Origin of the sequence: Tsukamurella paurometabola DSM 20162 (assembly GCF_000092225.1) — a bacterium.
Lineage (GTDB): Bacteria > Actinomycetota > Actinomycetes > Mycobacteriales > Mycobacteriaceae > Tsukamurella > Tsukamurella paurometabola.
In genome coordinates this window covers 1,186,274-1,201,916 of record NC_014158.1, presented here as the reverse complement: position 1 = coordinate 1,201,916, position 15,643 = coordinate 1,186,274, and the positions used below count along the sequence as shown (strand labels likewise).

The window sequence follows — 15,643 nt, the reverse complement described above, 5'->3', positions numbered from 1 at the left end:
GGTTCCGCGCCGTTCGAGACGAGCACCACCCGCGCACGACGAATCGCAGGCGGCCGGACTCCGAAGCGCAGGGAAACAGTGGACCGGTGCTGAGACGAACCGGGTGCACCCGGGCACGGCACCCTCTACCGTGGGCGCATGCGCGTTGCGATGATGACCAGGGAGTATCCGCCGGAGGTGTACGGCGGAGCGGGAGTACACGTCACCGAACTGGTCGCGCGGCTTCGTGAGCTGTGCACCGTGGACGTGCACTGCATGGGTCAGCAGCGCCCCGGCATGCAGGACGTGGCCGTCGCCACGCCCGACCCCGAACTCGGCGGGGCGAACACCGCCCTGCAGATGTTCTCGACCGATCTGCGGATGGCGGACGCGGCGCAGGGTGCGGACGTCGTGCACAGCCACACCTGGTACACCGGGCTCGCCGGACACATCGCCGGGCAGTTGTACGGGGTGCCGCACGTGCTCACCGCGCATTCACTGGAACCGCGGCGCCCGTGGAAGGCGGAACAGCTGGGCGGGGGCTATCGGCTCTCCAGCTGGGCCGAACGCAACGCCGTCGAGTACGCCGACGCGGTGATCGCGGTGAGTCGGGGCATGGCCGACGATGTGATCGATGCCTACCCCCGACTGGACACCTCGCGGGTCCACGTGGTGCGCAACGGGATCGACACCCAGGTGTGGCACCCGGTACCCGGCTTCGGTGAAGATTCCCCGCTCACCGCCCGGGGCGTGGACCCAGACCGCCCGATCGTTGCGTTCGTCGGTCGCATCACCCGGCAGAAGGGAGTCAAGCACCTGGTCGCCGCCGCGCACCGATTCGCACCCGATGTGCAGCTGGTGCTGTGCGCCGGCGCACCCGATACCCCGGAGATCGCGGCCGAGACGGCCCACGCGGTGGCCGAGCTCGCCCGCTCCCGCGAGGGTGTGCACTGGATCCAGGACATGCTGCCCACCCCGCAGGTACGTGAGATCCTCTCCGCCGCTACCGTCTTCGTGTGCCCGTCGGTGTACGAGCCGCTGGGCATCGTGAACCTCGAAGCCATGGCCTGCGCCACCGCGGTGGTCGCCTCCGACGTGGGCGGCATCCCCGAGGTCGTCGCCGACGGCTCGACGGGCACCCTCGTGCATTACGACAAGAACCACATCGCGACCTTCGAGGCCGACCTCGCCGACGCGGTGAACGCACTCGCCGCCGATGCCGGCCGGGCCGCGTCGTTCGGGGCGGCGGGACGCGAGCGCGCCATCGCCGAGTTCAGTTGGGAATCGATCGCCGCGCAGACGCTGGAGGTCTACCGGCACTGTCTGTCCCGCTGATCAGCGAACGCGGAACACGCTGACGGTGCCCGACGCGGTCACGTGTGCGGGTCCGTCGGCGGTGAGTCCGGCGAGCTGCGCCGCGCGCTCATCCGCGGAACCGTGATGCGCGCTCGGGCCCATCGCCACGAGGTCTCCGGCGGCGGCGGCGTCCAGTTCCATGACCCACTCGTGTCGTTCGCGGTCGAGGAGCTCGAACCGGTCGCGCAGCGCACCGTCGAGCCGGGCCACCTTGCCGTCTTCGACGGAGATCATTCCCAGTGGTCCGACCAACTCGCGCAGGTGTCGCGGCGTCGGGGTGAGCACCACCAGCAACCCACCGGGGGCGAGGACACGGGCGAACTCGGAGGCGTTGCGCGGAGCGAAGACCGAGAGAACGGCGCCGAGGGCACCGTCACCGATGGGGAGGCGGTCCCAGCCGTTGGCGACGATCGATCCGATCGACGGTCCGCGGCGTGCGGTGCGCCGCGCCGCGGGCTTGGACAGGTCGAGACCGATCCCGGCGCCCCCGCGCGCCGCCACCGCCCGGGCGAGGTACTCCCCCTCGCCGGCGCCGCAATCGAGGATCGGGCCGAGGCCGGCGGGCACGCTCGCGGCGGCCGTGGCGACCGCGTCGTGGAAGCGGCTGTAGTGGCCGGTCGCGAAGAACCGCTCGCGGGCGGCGATCATATCCGCATCATCGGCGATCAAATTCGCCGTGGCACCCGCCAATAGCGAGACGTACCCCTGCCGGGCGATGTCGAACGCATGGCCGCGAGGGCACACCAGAGTGCCGCCGTCGGCATCGAATTCGAGGCCGCAGTGCGGGCATGCCAATGCCGGTAGCACCGCGATCAGGCCGGACGGAACCTCGACCATCAATCACCCCCGATGGGAGAAAAGAGAAGATCCCACGCGGTTCGCCGCGCGGGATCTTCCGAGTATGTCGACTGAGAACGGATCGGCCGGCGTCAGCCGGTGACGCCGCGCAGTTCCTCCCCCAATGCTGCGGCTTCCTCCGCGGTGAGCTCCACCACGAGGCGTCCCCCGCCCTCAAGAGGTACGCGCATCACGATCCCGCGCCCCTCCTTGGTCGCCTCCAAGGGGCCGTCCCCCGTACGTGGCTTCATCGCCGCCATCCGTTGCTCCCTTCAGATACTTCACCCGCCCGGGCTAACCCGGTTCGAGTCCGCAGTACATTCTAGCCTGTGCGCTGCGGCGATCGAGCAGGACGCAGGTAATGCGCGCCTAGTCACCGCGTTCGGCACCGCCGTCGCGGCTGACGTCCGATCCGCGATCGGCGGCGAGCTGCGCGCGCAGCACGTCGATCTCGCGCGCCAACCGCTCGAGCGCCCAGTCGACCTCCTGCGGTTTGTACCCCCGTACCACCTGCTGGAATCGCAATGCGCGGATGTCCGCGCCGGTGACATCCTCGGCGGGCAGCACGGTGGGCGTGGCGTCGGTTTCGAGCGGCGGCGTCTCGTCGCCGCGGCCGAAGACCAGCGCCGCGACCCCGTACAGCACGGCGGCCACCGCCAGTAGGCCGAGGGCGTACAGCAGGATCACCATGGGCCCATCATGCCCGAACCTCCCGCAGGAACAGCACGCCGTCGGTCTCGGCGAGATGTTCCGCCTTCGACAGTGCCGCCAATCCGGAACGCTCACGCAGCGAGAGCGCGCTCACAGAGTTCAACGAGGGCGTCCTGCACCTCCGAGTCAGGAAGGTGAGCGAGCCCGCGCAGCGCGGGCCCGAGATCGCCGAGCTGCAGCCAGCCGGCGAGCCGGCGCGGCGTCGGGTCCGGCCCGAGGAGAAGGGGGAGCGCATCCGCGGCGATGGCGTCGAGGTCGGCGGTGGCTGCCATCGCGCGACGGAGCGCGGGGTCGCCGCCGATGCCGACTGCGCCGATGCGCCGGAAGGCGCGGATCGACTGCTCGACGTAGCCCGTGATGAGCGCGCTGCGCCGCGCGGCGGGGTCGGTCAGTGCGGCAGCGCCGTCCACGAGTGCGCGCAGCGCCTGCGCGTGCGGCGCGACGACGCCCCCGAGCAGGGCCTCCTTCGTGCGGAAGTAGTAGTAGACGTTCGCCTTCGTCACGCCGGCGCGGTCTGCAACCTGCTGCAGGGAGGTGCTGTCGAAGCCCCGCTCGGCGATCAGCGCCTCGGCCGCCGCCAGGATCGCCGCCCGGGTCCGTTCCGCCTGCTCCGCTCGCGTGCTCACGCCTCCGATGCTACCTTTGGTTAGCCGAGCGGCTAACGAAAGTAGGGAAATTCATGGCCACAGCACTCGTCACCGGCGGAACCGGCTTCGTCGGGGGATGGACGATCGCGGCGCTCCTCGACCGCGGCGACACCGTACGCACGACGGTGCGCGACGCGGCGAAGGCGGACGCCGTTCTCGCGCGGTTCCCGGATGCCGATGGGCGGCTCACCGTCGTCCAGGCTGACCTGCTCGGCGACGACGGCTGGACCGAGGCGACCGCCGGCTGCGACGTCGTGCACCACGTCGCCTCGCCGCTCACCGCCACGCGCGACGAGGAGCAGGTGATCCGCCCCGCGGTCGATGGGGTGCTTCGGGTGCTCAGGGCCGCACGGGATTCCGGCGTTCCACGGGTGGTGGCGACGTCGTCGTGTGGCGCGGTCTACTACGGCCACCCGTCGCGGGAGACGCCCTTCGACGAGTCGGACTGGACGAACGTCGACGGCGGGCCGATGAGCGCGTATGTGAAGTCCAAGGCGCTCGCCGAGCGCGCCGCGTGGGATTTCATGGAACGCGAGGGCGGCGACCTGTCGCTCACGACGGTCTGTCCGACCGGAATCTTCGGGCCGGCCCGGTCCGCCGACGCGACCTCGTCGCTGCGGCTGATCGACGGCCTGCTGTCCGGCCGGCCCCCGGCCGTCCCGAACGTGCGGCTGAACGTCGTCGACGTGCGCGACGTCGTCGACCTGCACCTGCGGGCTGCCGACGCCGAGTCGGCCGCGAACCGTCGCTACATCGCCGCGACGGACGGTGTGATCTCCATGCTCGACATCGCCCGCGAACTGCGCGCCCGCCTCGGCGACCGCGCGAAGCGGGTGCCGACCCGCGCGATCCCCGACGTGGTGCTGCGCCTCGTCGGGCGGTTCGATCCCGAGGTCGGCGACCTGGTTCCGCTCCTCGGGCAGACCCGCGCGGCGTCGAGCGCGCGGGCCCGCGACGAGCTCGGCTGGCGGCCCCGCGTCTGGCAGGACGCGGTGACCGCCTCCGCCGAGAGCCTGCTCGACCTCCGAGCGCGTAGGTGACGCCCGTGAGCTTCTCGGAGACGTGCCACAGCTCGGCCCAGGTGGCCTGATCCAGATCAAAGGCCGGTCGTAGGCGTGGTGCGCGCTCACCCGCCGCGCCCCCGGCCACCGGCACCAGGAGGGCGTACAGCAGGATCACCCTGGGGCCATCAAGCCCGAACCTCCCGCAGGAACAGCACGCCGTCGGTCTCGGCGAGATGTTCCGCCTCCAGTGGGAAGTACGCTCCGCGGGCATCGCGATCGGCGCGGGTCGCGAGGCCGCGCAGCCGCTCGGCCAGGTCAGCGCCGCGGTACAACTGGGCGTTCGGCCGCTGGGATCGGTACAGCTCGCCTTCGACGGTGCCGGGTCCCGGTTCACCGAGACCGTGCGCGGGCGCGGCGCCGATGTCGATGGCGATGGCGACGAACCGGTAGTCCGCTCCGAGACGCGTCTGCACCTGGGCACCGCCGCCGAACCACCACAGCTCGTGCGCGCCCATCGTCATGGTGCTCGGCTCTCGCTGGAGGTGCCGGTTGTGCGCAACGACGATGGTGCCTCCGCGACCGGCCTCGCGCTCGGCGATGGCGAGCAGGTGTTCGCCCATCATCACATCGCGCTGGGCGATGAGCCGGCTGAGCCGCTGCGCCCCGTCGGAGGCCATCGCGGCGTGGTATCGCAGTAGCCCCACGGCGGTCCGCATGTCGGCACGAAGCCACCACCAGCGCTCCGGATCGGCGGCGAGCAGCGGCGCTGCGGTGTCGGCGACACCGCACAGGTCGTCGGTGAGCAGGCGTAACCGGGCGACCTCGGCGGAGCCGCCGATCGAGCGCTCCGCGTGGTACATCGCCGCTTCCTCGGTCCACCGGGCCTCGTCACCGATCAGGTCCGCTATCTCACCCGGACTGCCCGCAGTGGCGCCCACCACCGCAGCGAGCGCGGCGTGTACCCGCAGAAGCGGATCCCTGGGGCTGGGCGCGGCCGCCATCTCCATCGGGCCGTCGAATCCGTAGAACCGGACCGGCTCGTCCAGGGTGCGGTTGATGTCCCGGAGCCAGCGGAGGAGTTCGCTCACCGCCTCCAATCGGTGGACGTACGGGTGACTGAGGCCGTCATCGAGTACCTGCTCCACCTCGATGTCGGCGCCCTGGATGTAGTCGTTCACCAGCGGTGCGCGATGGAAGTCCGACTCGACCGCGATCGATCGGAATCCACCGCGCATCACCAGATCGCGGACCACGGCGTTGCGCACCCGCAGGATGTCCTCGGATCCGTGCATGGGTTCCCCCAGGGCGAGCAGCCGGGGCGGATGCGGCAGGCCGGCGAGGAAGGAAACCATGTCCATGTGTTCACAAGTCACTTCCCCAATACTATCGTTGAAGTACCGATTGAAACTTGTGGTGCTTCCAGCAAGGACAATGACTCATAACCCTCAACGCAGACTTCGACCCATCGATCTCGCTCGCCCCCATGGTCTCTCGACCCAGGCCGTGCGGAATTACGAAGACCAGGGCGTGCTGCCCGCGGCGGAGCGCTCCGCGTCGGGCTACCGGTCGTACCGGCAACAGCACGTCACCGCGCTCGCCGCGTTCGTGGCGCTGACCCCGGGCTGCGGACACGCACGCGCCGCAGCGATCCTTCGAGCAGTCAACCGGGACGATCCGGACGCCGCGTTCGCTCTGCTCGACGAGGCGCACCGGGAACTCGCCGCCGACCGGGCGACACTGCGGCAGGTCCGAACGGCATTGGCCGGCGTCGGTCCCACCGACGGTGCCACCCCATCCGGTCCGGACGTGTTCGTCGGCGACGTGGCCCGGTCGATCGGCGTGGTTCCGGCGACCCTGCGGACCTGGGAGCGGGAGGGGATCGTGACTCCCGACCGTGATCGCGCGACCGGCTACCGGGTGTACTCACCCGCCGACCTGCGTGACGCCCGGATGGCCCAGCAGTTGCGGCGCGGTGGGTACTCGCTCGCGCATATCGCCACCCTCACCCGCCGGGTGCGCGAGGCCGGCGGCGTGGAACCGTTGCGCGACACCCTCGATGGCTGGCAGGCATCGCTCACCGCGCGTGGCCGAGCCCTGGTGTCCGGCGCCGCTGCACTCGACACACACCTGCGCGGATAGCGCTCAGTGCGGCTGGAGCCGGTCGACCGACCGCGCGGCCGCCACCGCCGGGGCCGCGGTCACGACCGCCGCGAGAACCGCCCAAACCACACCTATTCCGTCGGTGCCGGCCAGGACGACGAGGAACACCGAGTAGACGAACATCGTGCCGAACACCCCCACCGCGTACCGGCTGGTGAATCCGCTCGGCGCCGCCCGAGTTCGGCGCCGCGCGAGCACCACGTCGATGATCACCGCCGGGTAGAGCATCAGCGCGGCACCGAATCCTGCTTGCCGGAACCAATCCGGGCCACCCGCGGCCGGACCGAGCAGCACGGCAAGCGCGCCGACCACCGCGGCGATGCGAGTCAGGCTACGTCGGAGCCGGTACCGGTCGGACTGCGTCGCGACCGCTTCCTGGTGGACCCGCGCCAGCGTTCGACGGGCCTCCTCGGGCGTCATACCGCCCGCGCGGCGCATCGCCGTCTCCCCCTCGTCGTCGCCACTCATCGGAGCGAGTCGACGGGCGGGCGGTCGTCGAGTGTGACATCGGTGGTCACGGCGGTGAACCTGTCATCCGGCCCCGGCTGCACCAGGTACTGCGTGATGCCCACCCCGGAATCGTCGATACCGCAACGCCGCAAGGCGGTTCCGAGGATCTGCCGGCTCATCACCCCGAGGTCGCGCAGGTCCCGGTTGCGATGCTTGCGGACGGAGAGATTCACCTGGGCGATCCCGGCCAGGCCGTAACGGGTGTGCGCGTCGAGCAACAGACCGATCTCCACGCCGTAGCCGGGCGCGAACGGCACCGACGCGAGGAACTCGCGAGTGCCCGCATACTCGCCGCCCAGTGGTTGCACGATCGCGGTGAGTTCGGGACGCAATGCGGCGAGCACGGGCCGCGCGACGAGCTCGGTCACGCGGCCTCCGCCGGTGGGGTCCTCCCCGGCCTTGAACACGCGGAGCGGGCGCCGATAGTAGGCCTTGACCAGGTGCACACCGGAACCCAGCAACAGCGGGCCCAACAGCCGCGGCACGAACTGCGAGTCGGGTTCGATGAGGTCGGAGTCGATGAAGACGATCAGATCGCCCGACGAGGCCGCCACACCGCGCCACAGCGCCTCCCCCTTCCCGGAAACCGGGGCGAGGCCGGGTACCGCCTCCTCGCGCGAGATCACCGTCGCACCGGCGGCGCGGGCCCGCGCCGCGGTGCCGTCGGTCGAGCCCGAGTCCAGCACGATCAGTTCGTCGACGAGGGTGCCGACCAGCGGTGCGATCGACGCGACCACGGTGCCGACGGTGGCCTCCTCGTCGAGTGCGGGGAGCACCACGGACACCGTGCGACCCGCCTTGGCCGCGGTGAGCTGCTCGACGGACCAGGTGGGCTGCTCGAAGATCCGCTCGGAGGCACTCACGCGAGCCCCCGCACCACGCGGGCCGGAGGGCGGGTGCCGTCGATCGCAGCCACCATCTCGATCACCCGGCGCGTGTCGGCGACCTGGTGCACACGGAACATGCGAGCACCGTCGCGGGCTGCCAGCGCGGTGGCCGCGAGTGTTCCAGCGACCCGCTCCTCGAGGCCGGCATCGAGGGTCTCGCCGATGAAGTCCTTGTTGGACAGGGCCATCAGGACGGGCCATCCGGTATCGACCAACGCGTCGAGATGCCGCAGGAGGGCCAGGCCGTGATGGGTGTTCTTACCGAAGTCGTGGGTCGGATCGATCACGATGCCGTCCTCACGGACTCCGGCGGCGTAGGCGGCATCGGCCGCCGCAACCAGGTGATCGCGCACCTCGGCGACCACGTCCGGATACCGCACCCGATAGGGCCGTGAACGCGGCACCGCTCCTCCGGTGTGCGAGCACACCAGGCCCGCACCGGTTTCCGCCGCCACGCGCGGCAGATCGCGATCGGCACCCGCCCACGTGTCGTTGATCAGATCGGCGCCGGCGTCCACAGCGGCCTCGGCAACCGAGGACCGCCAGGTGTCCACGCTGATCAGCAGCTGCGGGTGCCGCTCGCGGACCTGCGCGATGAACGGGACGGTGCGGGCGATCTCCTCGGCGGCGTCCACGGTCTGCCCCGGGCCGGCCTTGACCCCGCCCACGTCGACGATGTCGGCGCCCTCGGCGACTGCCGCGTCTACCCGGTCCAGTGCCGCGTCCACGGCGAAGTAGCTTCCGCGGTCGTAGAACGAATCGGGAGTGCGGTTGATGATCGCCATCACCAGTGCCCGATCGACGGGCACCGGGCGCCCGCACAGTGTGGAACGCACCCCCGGGGTCGCCACGTCAGTTACGCAGATCCGGGACCTTGGCGGCCGCGACATCGGCGGCGAAGCCCTCGTACGCGGGCACGTATCCATCGGCGCCGCCGACGAAGACGTACAGCGGATCGTCGCCGGTGGACTCGAAGCCCTCCTTGCGCAGATCTCCCTTGAGGCTCTTGAAGGTGGAGGTCACCTCCAGGCTCGGGACGAGTCGCACGTACAGCGGAATCGCATAGCCGGGCAGGCGGTCCCGCAGCTCGGTGGCGAGCACCGCACCGTCGAAGTCCCAATCCTGCGCCAGCTTCACCGCGGCCATCCCGGCCTTACCGTCGGCACCGGGGATCGCGACGCCGTAGACGATCGCCCCCTCCACCTGGTCGGCCTCGTCCAGCGCGCCCTCGACCTCGGTCGTGGCGACGTTCTCGCCCTTCCAGCGGAAGGTGTCGCCGAGCCGGTCCACGAAGGCGATGTGGTCGAAGCCCTGGTTGGTCACCACGTCGCCCGTGTTGAACCACACGTCGCCGTCCTTGAATCCGTCGCGGATCAGCTTGGCGTCGTTGGCCTTACCGTCGGTGTATCCGTCGAAGGGGGCCGCCTTGGTGATCTTGGTGAGCAGCAGGCCGTTCTGCCCCTTCTTGACCCGCGTGAGCCGGCCGGCACCGTCGCGCAGCGGGCCGGCGGTGTCGATGTCGTACTCGACCACGGCGTGCGGCAGCGGGCACAGACCCACCGTGCCCTCGATGTTGAAGACGTTGACGAACGCGATGTTGGTCTCGCTGGCCGCGTAGAACTCCATGATCCGCTCGATACCGAAGCGCTCCTGGAACTCGCTCCAGATCTCCGGGCGCATACCGTTTCCCGCGGCCACGCGGATGGTGTTCGAACGGTCGCTGGGCTTGGCCGGCTGATTCAGCAGGTAGCGGCAGATCTCGCCGATGTAGATGAACATGGTCGCCGAATTCTCATTGGCCTCGTCCCAGAACTTCGACGCCGAGAACTTGCGCCCGATGGCGAGGGTGGCACCGGAAACCAGCACCGATCCGAGAGCGACGAGCGCTGCGTTGTTGTGATACAGCGGAAGCGGGCAGTACATCACGTCGTTGCCGCGCATACGAACCGCGGTGGCACCGAAGCCCGACATGCCCTTGAGCCAGCGGTAGTGGGTCATGATCGACGCCTTCGGCAGGCCGGTGGTGCCGGAGGTGAAGACGTAGAAGGCGCGGGTGCTGGCGGGCAGGGTCGAGGTGACCGCCGGGTTCTCGATCGCCGATGGATCCTGGGTGCGCACCGCGCGGGCCTGCTTGGCGAGGTCTTCGACCGTGAGCAACACGCCGTCGGCGGGTTTATCGGCGTCGTCGAGCGAATCGAAAGCCTCGAGGTCCTCCTCGTCCGTGACGATGGTGCCGGTGTCGAGGATGCCCAGGCTGTGGGCGAGAACGGCGCCGCGCTGGTTGTAGTTCACCAGGCCGGCGGTGGCGCCCACCTTCACGATGGCCAGCATCACCAGAACCATCTGCGGGTGGTTGTGCATCACGACGCCGACCACATCGCCCACCTTGACGCCGCGCTGCTGCAAGACCCGCGCGTAGGTGTTGACGGTGGCGTTGGCCTCGCCGTAGCTGATGCCCTCGCCACGGAAGCGCAGGAAGTCGCGCGACGGGTTCTGCGCCGCCCGCTTCTGGAACACCGAACCGATCGTCTGCTTGCTGTTCTGTGACCGCAGCAGGATCGATGGACCCTCCTTGACCAGGAGCGGCAGATCCGGCACCAGGAGTCGGAGGCCCTTGGCCAGATCGGTCAGTCCGACGGTGGTGTTCTTGTGCGCGGAATTCACGGCCGCGATCTTACCTGGCAGTAGGCAGGGCCCGGCAGGCGTCGAGCGCGTCCGTGACGCCGGTCGCCCGGTGCAGCTTCCCGAGGGCCGCGTCGCCGACGAATCCGCGAGCCGCCAGCTGGTCGATCCAGTCCAATAGCGGCGCGTAGAAGCCGTCGTGGTCGAGGATCACCACCGGCTTGTCGTGCATCGACAGGTAGCCGGCGGTCCAGGCCTCGAAGAACTCCTCCAGGGTGCCCACACCGCCCGGAAGCACGAGGAACGCCTCGGCGTTGTCGTCCATGAGCTGCTTGCGCTCGCGCATGGTGTCCACCACGAGCAACTCGTCGGCGTCGTGGTCGGCGACCTCCCGGTCGACCAGCGCCGTCGGAATCACGCCCAGAGTGTGCGCGCCACCGTCGCGCGCGGACTGCGCGACCGCGCCCATCATGGATACGTGGCCGCCGCCCCACACCAGGGAGTCACCGCCTGCCGCGATCGCGGCGCCCACCTCGTGGGCCAGCTGGATGTACTCGGCGGGGACGGCGCGTGAGGCGCAGAAGACGGCGATCGCGGTCACGTGGGGTCCACCTCGCTGGCGCCCGCCTCGCGCTCGCGTGCGGCGTCGGCGCGCACGATGATGTCGATCGCCTCCGCCACCGAGTCGGTGACGGTGATCAGGTCGGCGTCGCCGGGCGAGACCATGCCCTGCTCGGTCAGCGTGCCCCGGATCCAGTCCACGAGCCCGCCCCAATACGCGGAGCCCAGCAGCACGATCGGGAACCGGGTCACCTTGTGCGTCTGCACCAGGGTGAGCGCCTCGAAGAGCTCATCGAGGGTGCCGAAACCGCCGGGAAGGCAGACGAAGGCCTGCGCGTACTTGACGAACATGGTCTTGCGCACGAAGAAGTAGCGGAAGTTGATGCCGAGGTCGACCCAGTCGTTGAGCCCCTGCTCGAAGGGCAGCTCGATGCCGAGCCCCACCGAGAGGCCGTCGGCGTCCTTGGCGCCGCGGTTCGCGGCCTCCATCGCGCCCGGACCGCCGCCCGTGATCACGGCGTAGCCCGCGCGCACCAGTCCCGCGCCGAGCTCCCGGCCAGTGGCGTACTCGGGCGAATCCGGTGTGATCCGAGCGGAACCGAAGACGGTGACCGCCGGCGGCAGCTCCGCGAGTGCGCCGAAGCCCTCGACGAATTCGGCCTGGATCCGCATCACCCGCCAGGGGTCGCGGTGCAGCCAGTCGGCGTCGTCCGCGTTCGCGAGGAGCCTCTGGTCGGTGGTCGACGATTCCATCGCCGCCGCGCCCTGGACCCGGACGGGGCCGCGGTAGCGCAGGTAGTGGTCGTGGGAGGGCTTCTTATCGGAGGCCATGACGCACAACCTACCCAGCGAGGAAGGCGCGCAGCACGGCGGCCACCTCGGTGATCTGCGCGGTCTCGACCTGCTCGTCGCGCTTGTGCGCGTAGTTGGGGTCGCCCGGACCGAAGTTCACGGCGGGGATGCCCAGCGCGGCGAACCGCGAAACGTCGGTCCACCCGTACTTGGCGCGGAACCGCCCGCCCGCGGCCTCGACGAGCTTCGCCGCGGCGGGAGCGCCGAGCCCCGGTAGCGCGCCGGGCGCGGCGTCCGTGACCTCGAAGCCCAGCGCGCCGTCGGCGAGCGGCCCCGCCAGGACCTCGCGGACGTGGGCGACGGCCTCGTCGACGGTGCGGTCCGGCGCGAACCGGAAGTTGACGTCGACGAAGGCCTCGTCGGGCACGACGTTCCCGGCCACACCGCCCTCGATCTTCACGGCGCTCAGGCCCTCGCGGTACTCGCAGCCGTCGATGTCGACCGTGCGCGCGGTGTACGCCTGCAGAGCGGTGAGCACGGGGCCGAGCTTGTGGATCGCGTTGTCGCCCAGCCACGACCGCGCGCTGTGCGCGCGGACCCCGCCCGCCGTGATGCGCACCCGGATGGTGCCCTGGCAGCCCGCCTCGATGAGCCCGCCCGAGGGCTCACCGAGGATCGCGACGTCGGCGCGCAACCACTGCGGCAGCTCGCGCTCGATCCGCCCGAGCCCGTTGAACTCCGAGGAGATCTCCTCGCACTCGTAGAAGATCAGGGTGAGGTCGTAGGCGGGGTCGTCCAGGGTTGCGGCCAGGTGCAGGAAGACGGCGTCACCGCTCTTCATGTCGACGGTGCCGCAGCCGTGCAGGATGTCCACCGCCTCCCCCGTCGCTTCGCTCGCCCGGACCTCCCGGCGGCTGGGCACGTTATCGGCGATCGGCACGGTGTCGAGGTGCCCGGCCAGCATCACCCGCTGCGGCAGACCGCGATTCGTGCGGGCGAGCACGTTGTTGCCCACCCGGAGCACCTCGTAGTGGTCCAGTGCACGCAGCGCCGCTTCCACCTCGTCCGCGATCCGTTCCTCGTCATGGCTCACGCTGGGAATGTCCACCAGCGCAGCGGTGAGGTCGATCGGGTCCGAGGCGAGTTCGAGAGTCACCACACCAGGGTAGTGCTCAGATCCCGAGGATCGCCTTCGCGATGAGGAAGTACAGGATCAGGCCCGTCGCGTCGACGAAGGTGCTGATGAACGGGTTGGAGAAGACCGCCGGGTCGACGCCGATGGACTTCGCGACGATCGGCATCAGACCGCCGACCGTGGCCGACATGGTGCACACGCCGAACAGGGTGGCGCCGATCACCAGGCCCACGTCGGTACCGAACAGGACGCCGGCGATCACCGTGCCTAAACCGCCGAGGATCACGCCGAGGGTGGCGCCGACACGGATCTCGCGGCCCAGCACACGAAGTACATCCCGGGTCGTGATGTCACCGAGGGCGAGCGCGCGGGTCACGGTGGTCGCGGCCTGGTTCCCGGTGTTGCCGCCGGTACCGATGATGAGCGGCACGAAGAGCGAGAGCACCACCATCTCCTGCAGGCTGTCCTCGAACACCGAGAGCACCTTGACGGTGAGCGTCGCACCGATCGCCAGCACCAGCAGCCACACCACTCGCGATCGCACCAGCGTCCGCACGGGGGTCGACAGATAGGGCCGGTTCAGGGGCTCCACGCCGCCTTGGCGGGCGGCATCCTCGCTCTCCGCTTCCTCGAGGATGCGCAGCGCATCGTCGACGGTGAGGATGCCCACGATCCGGTGCTCGTCATCGACGATCGGCATCACCAGCAGGCGTTGTTCGGCGCAGCGCCGCGCCGCGTCCTCGGCGGACTCCCGAGCGTTGGCGGTGCCGGCGATGTTCATGATGTCGCGGACCGGCGTTTCCGGCGCGCTGCGCATCAGGCCGCGCAGCCCGACGATGCCCACCAGGATCCGGCCGCGCCCCACGACGGGGATGCCGTAGATCGTCTCGACGTCGTCGATGTGTGCCTTCACCTCGTCGAGGGCACTCTCGGCGGTGTCCTCCGGATGGACCGAGACGAACTCCGGCGTCATCTCGCGACCGACCGAGCCCTGGGGGTAGCCGAGCAGGGCGGCGGTCGCCGCGCGCTCGCTCTCCGGGAGACCGTGCAGGAGGCGGGCGGCCACGGTCGCGGGCAACTCGTCGAGCAGGGTGACGCGGTCGTCGGGGTCGAGTTCGGCGAACAGCCCGGTGACCTGCTCGTCCTGCAGATCGTGGATCAGCTCGCCTTGGAGTGGCGCATCGAGGGATTCGAAGACGTCGAGCGCATCGTCCTTCGCGAGCAACCGGAAGACCACGGCGCGGTCCTTGCGGTTGAGCCGCTCCAGCACATCAGCGAGGTCGTGCGCATTGAGCGGAGCGATCAGCGATGCGACCTCGGCGATGTCGCCGTCGTCCACAGCATCGTCGATCCGGTTGGCGAGTTTGGCCGCGTCCAGCGTCGTTGTCACTCGTTGCACGCTATCCGAAAGCGGCGGTTTTGCAGCGCTGAACCTGCTCGGGTGCGTCGCCGTGCCCGGATCCACCCGCCCAGTAGGCTGAGCGGGTGACGAATCGCGGAGCTGTTGCATACGGACTGGCCACCATCACCGACGACGGAACGGTGCTCGACACCTGGTTCCCCGCCCCGGAGCTGACCGATGGCGCCGGCACCACGGGGTCCGATCACGACCCCGCCGGCGCACCGGAGGAGTTGACCGCGCTCGCGGGCACCGACGCCGACCGCAAGGTGCGGCTGGTCGTCGTGAAGACCACGATCGCCGACCTCGCGGCAGCGCCGATCGACGCGCACGATGTATATCTGCGCCTGCATCTGCTCAGCCATCGGCTGGTCCAGCCGCACGGGCTCAGCTTGGAGGGGCAGTTCGGGCTCCTGGCCAACGTGGTGTGGACGAACTTCGGTCCGTGCGCGCCCGCCGGTTTCGAGTTGGTCCGCGCGGCGCTGCGCAAGCGCGGCCAGGTGACCGTGTACTCGCTCGACAAGTTCCCGCGGATGGTCGACTACGTGCTGCCCACGGGTGTGCGCATCGGTGACGCCGACCGTGTGCGGCTCGGCGCACACCTCGCCGAGGGCACCACCGTGATGCACGAGGGCTTCGTGAACTTCAACGCCGGCACCCTCGGCACCGCGATGGTCGAGGGCCGCATCTCCGCGGGCGTCGTGATCGGCGACCACTCCGATGTGGGCGGCGGCGCATCCACCATGGGCACCCTCTCCGGCGGCGGCAAGGAGATCATCAAGCTCGGCGAGCGGTGCCTACTGGGCGCCAACTCGGGCCTTGGAATCCCCCTCGGCGACGACTGTGTGCTGGAGGCGGGCCTCTACCTCACCGCCGGCACCAAGGTGACGGGTCCGGATGGCACGCAGGTCAAGGCCCGCGAGCTGGCCGGGCAGAGCAACCTGCTGTTCCGGCGCAACTCCGTGACCGGCGCCGTCGAGGTGGTGCCGTGGAAGAGCGAGGGCGTCGAGCTCAACGCCGCTCTCCACAAGAACTGACGCGGG

17 protein-coding genes are annotated in these 15,643 nt (G+C 70.0%); 4 read left to right on the top strand and 13 right to left on the bottom strand.

Going from position 1 to position 15,643, the window contains the following annotated elements:
- Window positions 1-138 precede the first annotated feature (138 nt).
- Entirely contained in the window at window positions 139-1,314 is a 1,176-nt protein-coding gene (gene glgA, locus TPAU_RS05865) for a glycogen synthase (RefSeq protein WP_041944307.1), read from the top strand.
- Here glgA and TPAU_RS05860 read toward each other — a convergent pair whose 3' ends face one another.
- The 4 genes from TPAU_RS05860 to TPAU_RS21810 form a co-directional block, all read right to left on the bottom strand.
- Window positions 1,315-2,172: a putative RNA methyltransferase gene (locus tag TPAU_RS05860; RefSeq protein ID WP_013125842.1), complete on the bottom strand. Its 858-nt coding sequence runs from the start codon at window positions 2,170-2,172 to the stop codon at window positions 1,315-1,317. It abuts the gene before it with no gap.
- Window positions 2,173-2,264: 92 nt separating this feature from the next.
- Window positions 2,265-2,432, bottom strand: coding sequence for a DUF3117 domain-containing protein (locus TPAU_RS22265; RefSeq protein WP_013125841.1), 168 nt, complete (start codon window positions 2,430-2,432; stop codon window positions 2,265-2,267).
- A 109-nt stretch (window positions 2,433-2,541) separates the two neighbouring features.
- A complete protein-coding gene (locus TPAU_RS05855; protein WP_013125840.1) occupies window positions 2,542-2,862 on the bottom strand; it encodes a DivIVA domain-containing protein in 321 nt (106 codons plus the stop codon).
- Window positions 2,863-2,954: 92 nt separating this feature from the next.
- Entirely contained in the window at window positions 2,955-3,509 is a 555-nt protein-coding gene (locus tag TPAU_RS21810) for a TetR/AcrR family transcriptional regulator (RefSeq protein ID WP_013125839.1), read from the bottom strand.
- A gap of 53 nt (window positions 3,510-3,562) precedes the next feature.
- On the opposite strand from TPAU_RS21810, the gene TPAU_RS05845 reads away from it, so the two are divergent.
- On the top strand, window positions 3,563-4,570 hold the full coding sequence (locus tag TPAU_RS05845; RefSeq protein WP_013125838.1) for an NAD-dependent epimerase/dehydratase family protein: 1,008 nt from the start codon (window positions 3,563-3,565) through the stop codon (window positions 4,568-4,570).
- A 149-nt stretch (window positions 4,571-4,719) separates the two neighbouring features.
- On the opposite strand, the gene TPAU_RS05840 is transcribed toward TPAU_RS05845, so the two are convergent.
- On the bottom strand, window positions 4,720-5,907 hold the full coding sequence (locus TPAU_RS05840) for an erythromycin esterase family protein (protein WP_147291063.1): 1,188 nt from the start codon (window positions 5,905-5,907) through the stop codon (window positions 4,720-4,722).
- 58 nt (window positions 5,908-5,965) lie between these two features.
- Here TPAU_RS05840 and TPAU_RS05835 point away from each other — a divergent pair, with 58 nt between their 5' ends.
- On the top strand, window positions 5,966-6,673 hold the full coding sequence (locus tag TPAU_RS05835; protein WP_013125836.1) for a MerR family transcriptional regulator: 708 nt from the start codon (window positions 5,966-5,968) through the stop codon (window positions 6,671-6,673).
- 3 nt (window positions 6,674-6,676) lie between these two features.
- On the opposite strand, the gene TPAU_RS05830 is transcribed toward TPAU_RS05835, so the two are convergent.
- Genes TPAU_RS05830 through mgtE form a run of 8 tightly spaced genes read right to left on the bottom strand, consistent with a single transcriptional unit; the run spans window position 6,677 to window position 14,591 of the window.
- A complete protein-coding gene (locus TPAU_RS05830; protein ID WP_013125835.1) occupies window positions 6,677-7,162 on the bottom strand; it encodes a hypothetical protein in 486 nt (161 codons plus the stop codon).
- Window positions 7,159-8,067 (bottom strand): glucosyl-3-phosphoglycerate synthase, encoded by a 909-nt coding sequence (locus TPAU_RS05825; protein ID WP_013125834.1) that lies wholly within the window; start codon window positions 8,065-8,067, stop codon window positions 7,159-7,161. The genes TPAU_RS05830 and TPAU_RS05825 overlap by 4 nt, the downstream gene beginning before the upstream one ends.
- The gene (gene folP / locus TPAU_RS23420; RefSeq protein WP_049825944.1) at window positions 8,064-8,981 is read right to left on the bottom strand and encodes a dihydropteroate synthase; all 918 of its coding nucleotides are present in this window, start codon (window positions 8,979-8,981) and stop codon (window positions 8,064-8,066) included. The genes TPAU_RS05825 and folP overlap by 4 nt, the downstream gene beginning before the upstream one ends.
- Window positions 8,944-10,755: a long-chain-acyl-CoA synthetase gene (locus TPAU_RS05815; protein ID WP_013125832.1), complete on the bottom strand. Its 1,812-nt coding sequence runs from the start codon at window positions 10,753-10,755 to the stop codon at window positions 8,944-8,946. The genes folP and TPAU_RS05815 overlap by 38 nt, the downstream gene beginning before the upstream one ends.
- A 10-nt stretch (window positions 10,756-10,765) precedes the next feature.
- Window positions 10,766-11,314 carry an LOG family protein gene (locus TPAU_RS05810; protein ID WP_013125831.1) on the bottom strand — a complete coding sequence of 183 codons (549 nt, stop codon included), beginning with the start codon at window positions 11,312-11,314 and terminating at the stop codon, window positions 10,766-10,768.
- Entirely contained in the window at window positions 11,311-12,105 is a 795-nt protein-coding gene (locus TPAU_RS05805) for an LOG family protein (RefSeq protein ID WP_013125830.1), read from the bottom strand. Before TPAU_RS05805 ends, TPAU_RS05810 begins: the two co-directional genes overlap by 4 nt.
- A 10-nt stretch (window positions 12,106-12,115) precedes the next feature.
- Window positions 12,116-13,225 (bottom strand): succinyl-diaminopimelate desuccinylase, encoded by a 1,110-nt coding sequence (gene dapE, locus TPAU_RS05800; RefSeq protein ID WP_013125829.1) that lies wholly within the window; start codon window positions 13,223-13,225, stop codon window positions 12,116-12,118.
- A 13-nt stretch (window positions 13,226-13,238) separates the two neighbouring features.
- Window positions 13,239-14,591 carry a magnesium transporter gene (gene mgtE / locus TPAU_RS05795; protein ID WP_013125828.1) on the bottom strand — a complete coding sequence of 451 codons (1,353 nt, stop codon included), beginning with the start codon at window positions 14,589-14,591 and terminating at the stop codon, window positions 13,239-13,241.
- A gap of 95 nt (window positions 14,592-14,686) precedes the next feature.
- Here mgtE and dapD point away from each other — a divergent pair, with 95 nt between their 5' ends.
- Window positions 14,687-15,637, top strand: coding sequence for a 2,3,4,5-tetrahydropyridine-2,6-dicarboxylate N-succinyltransferase (gene dapD, locus TPAU_RS05790; RefSeq protein ID WP_013125827.1), 951 nt, complete (start codon window positions 14,687-14,689; stop codon window positions 15,635-15,637).
- The last annotated feature ends 6 nt before the right edge of the window (window positions 15,638-15,643 follow it).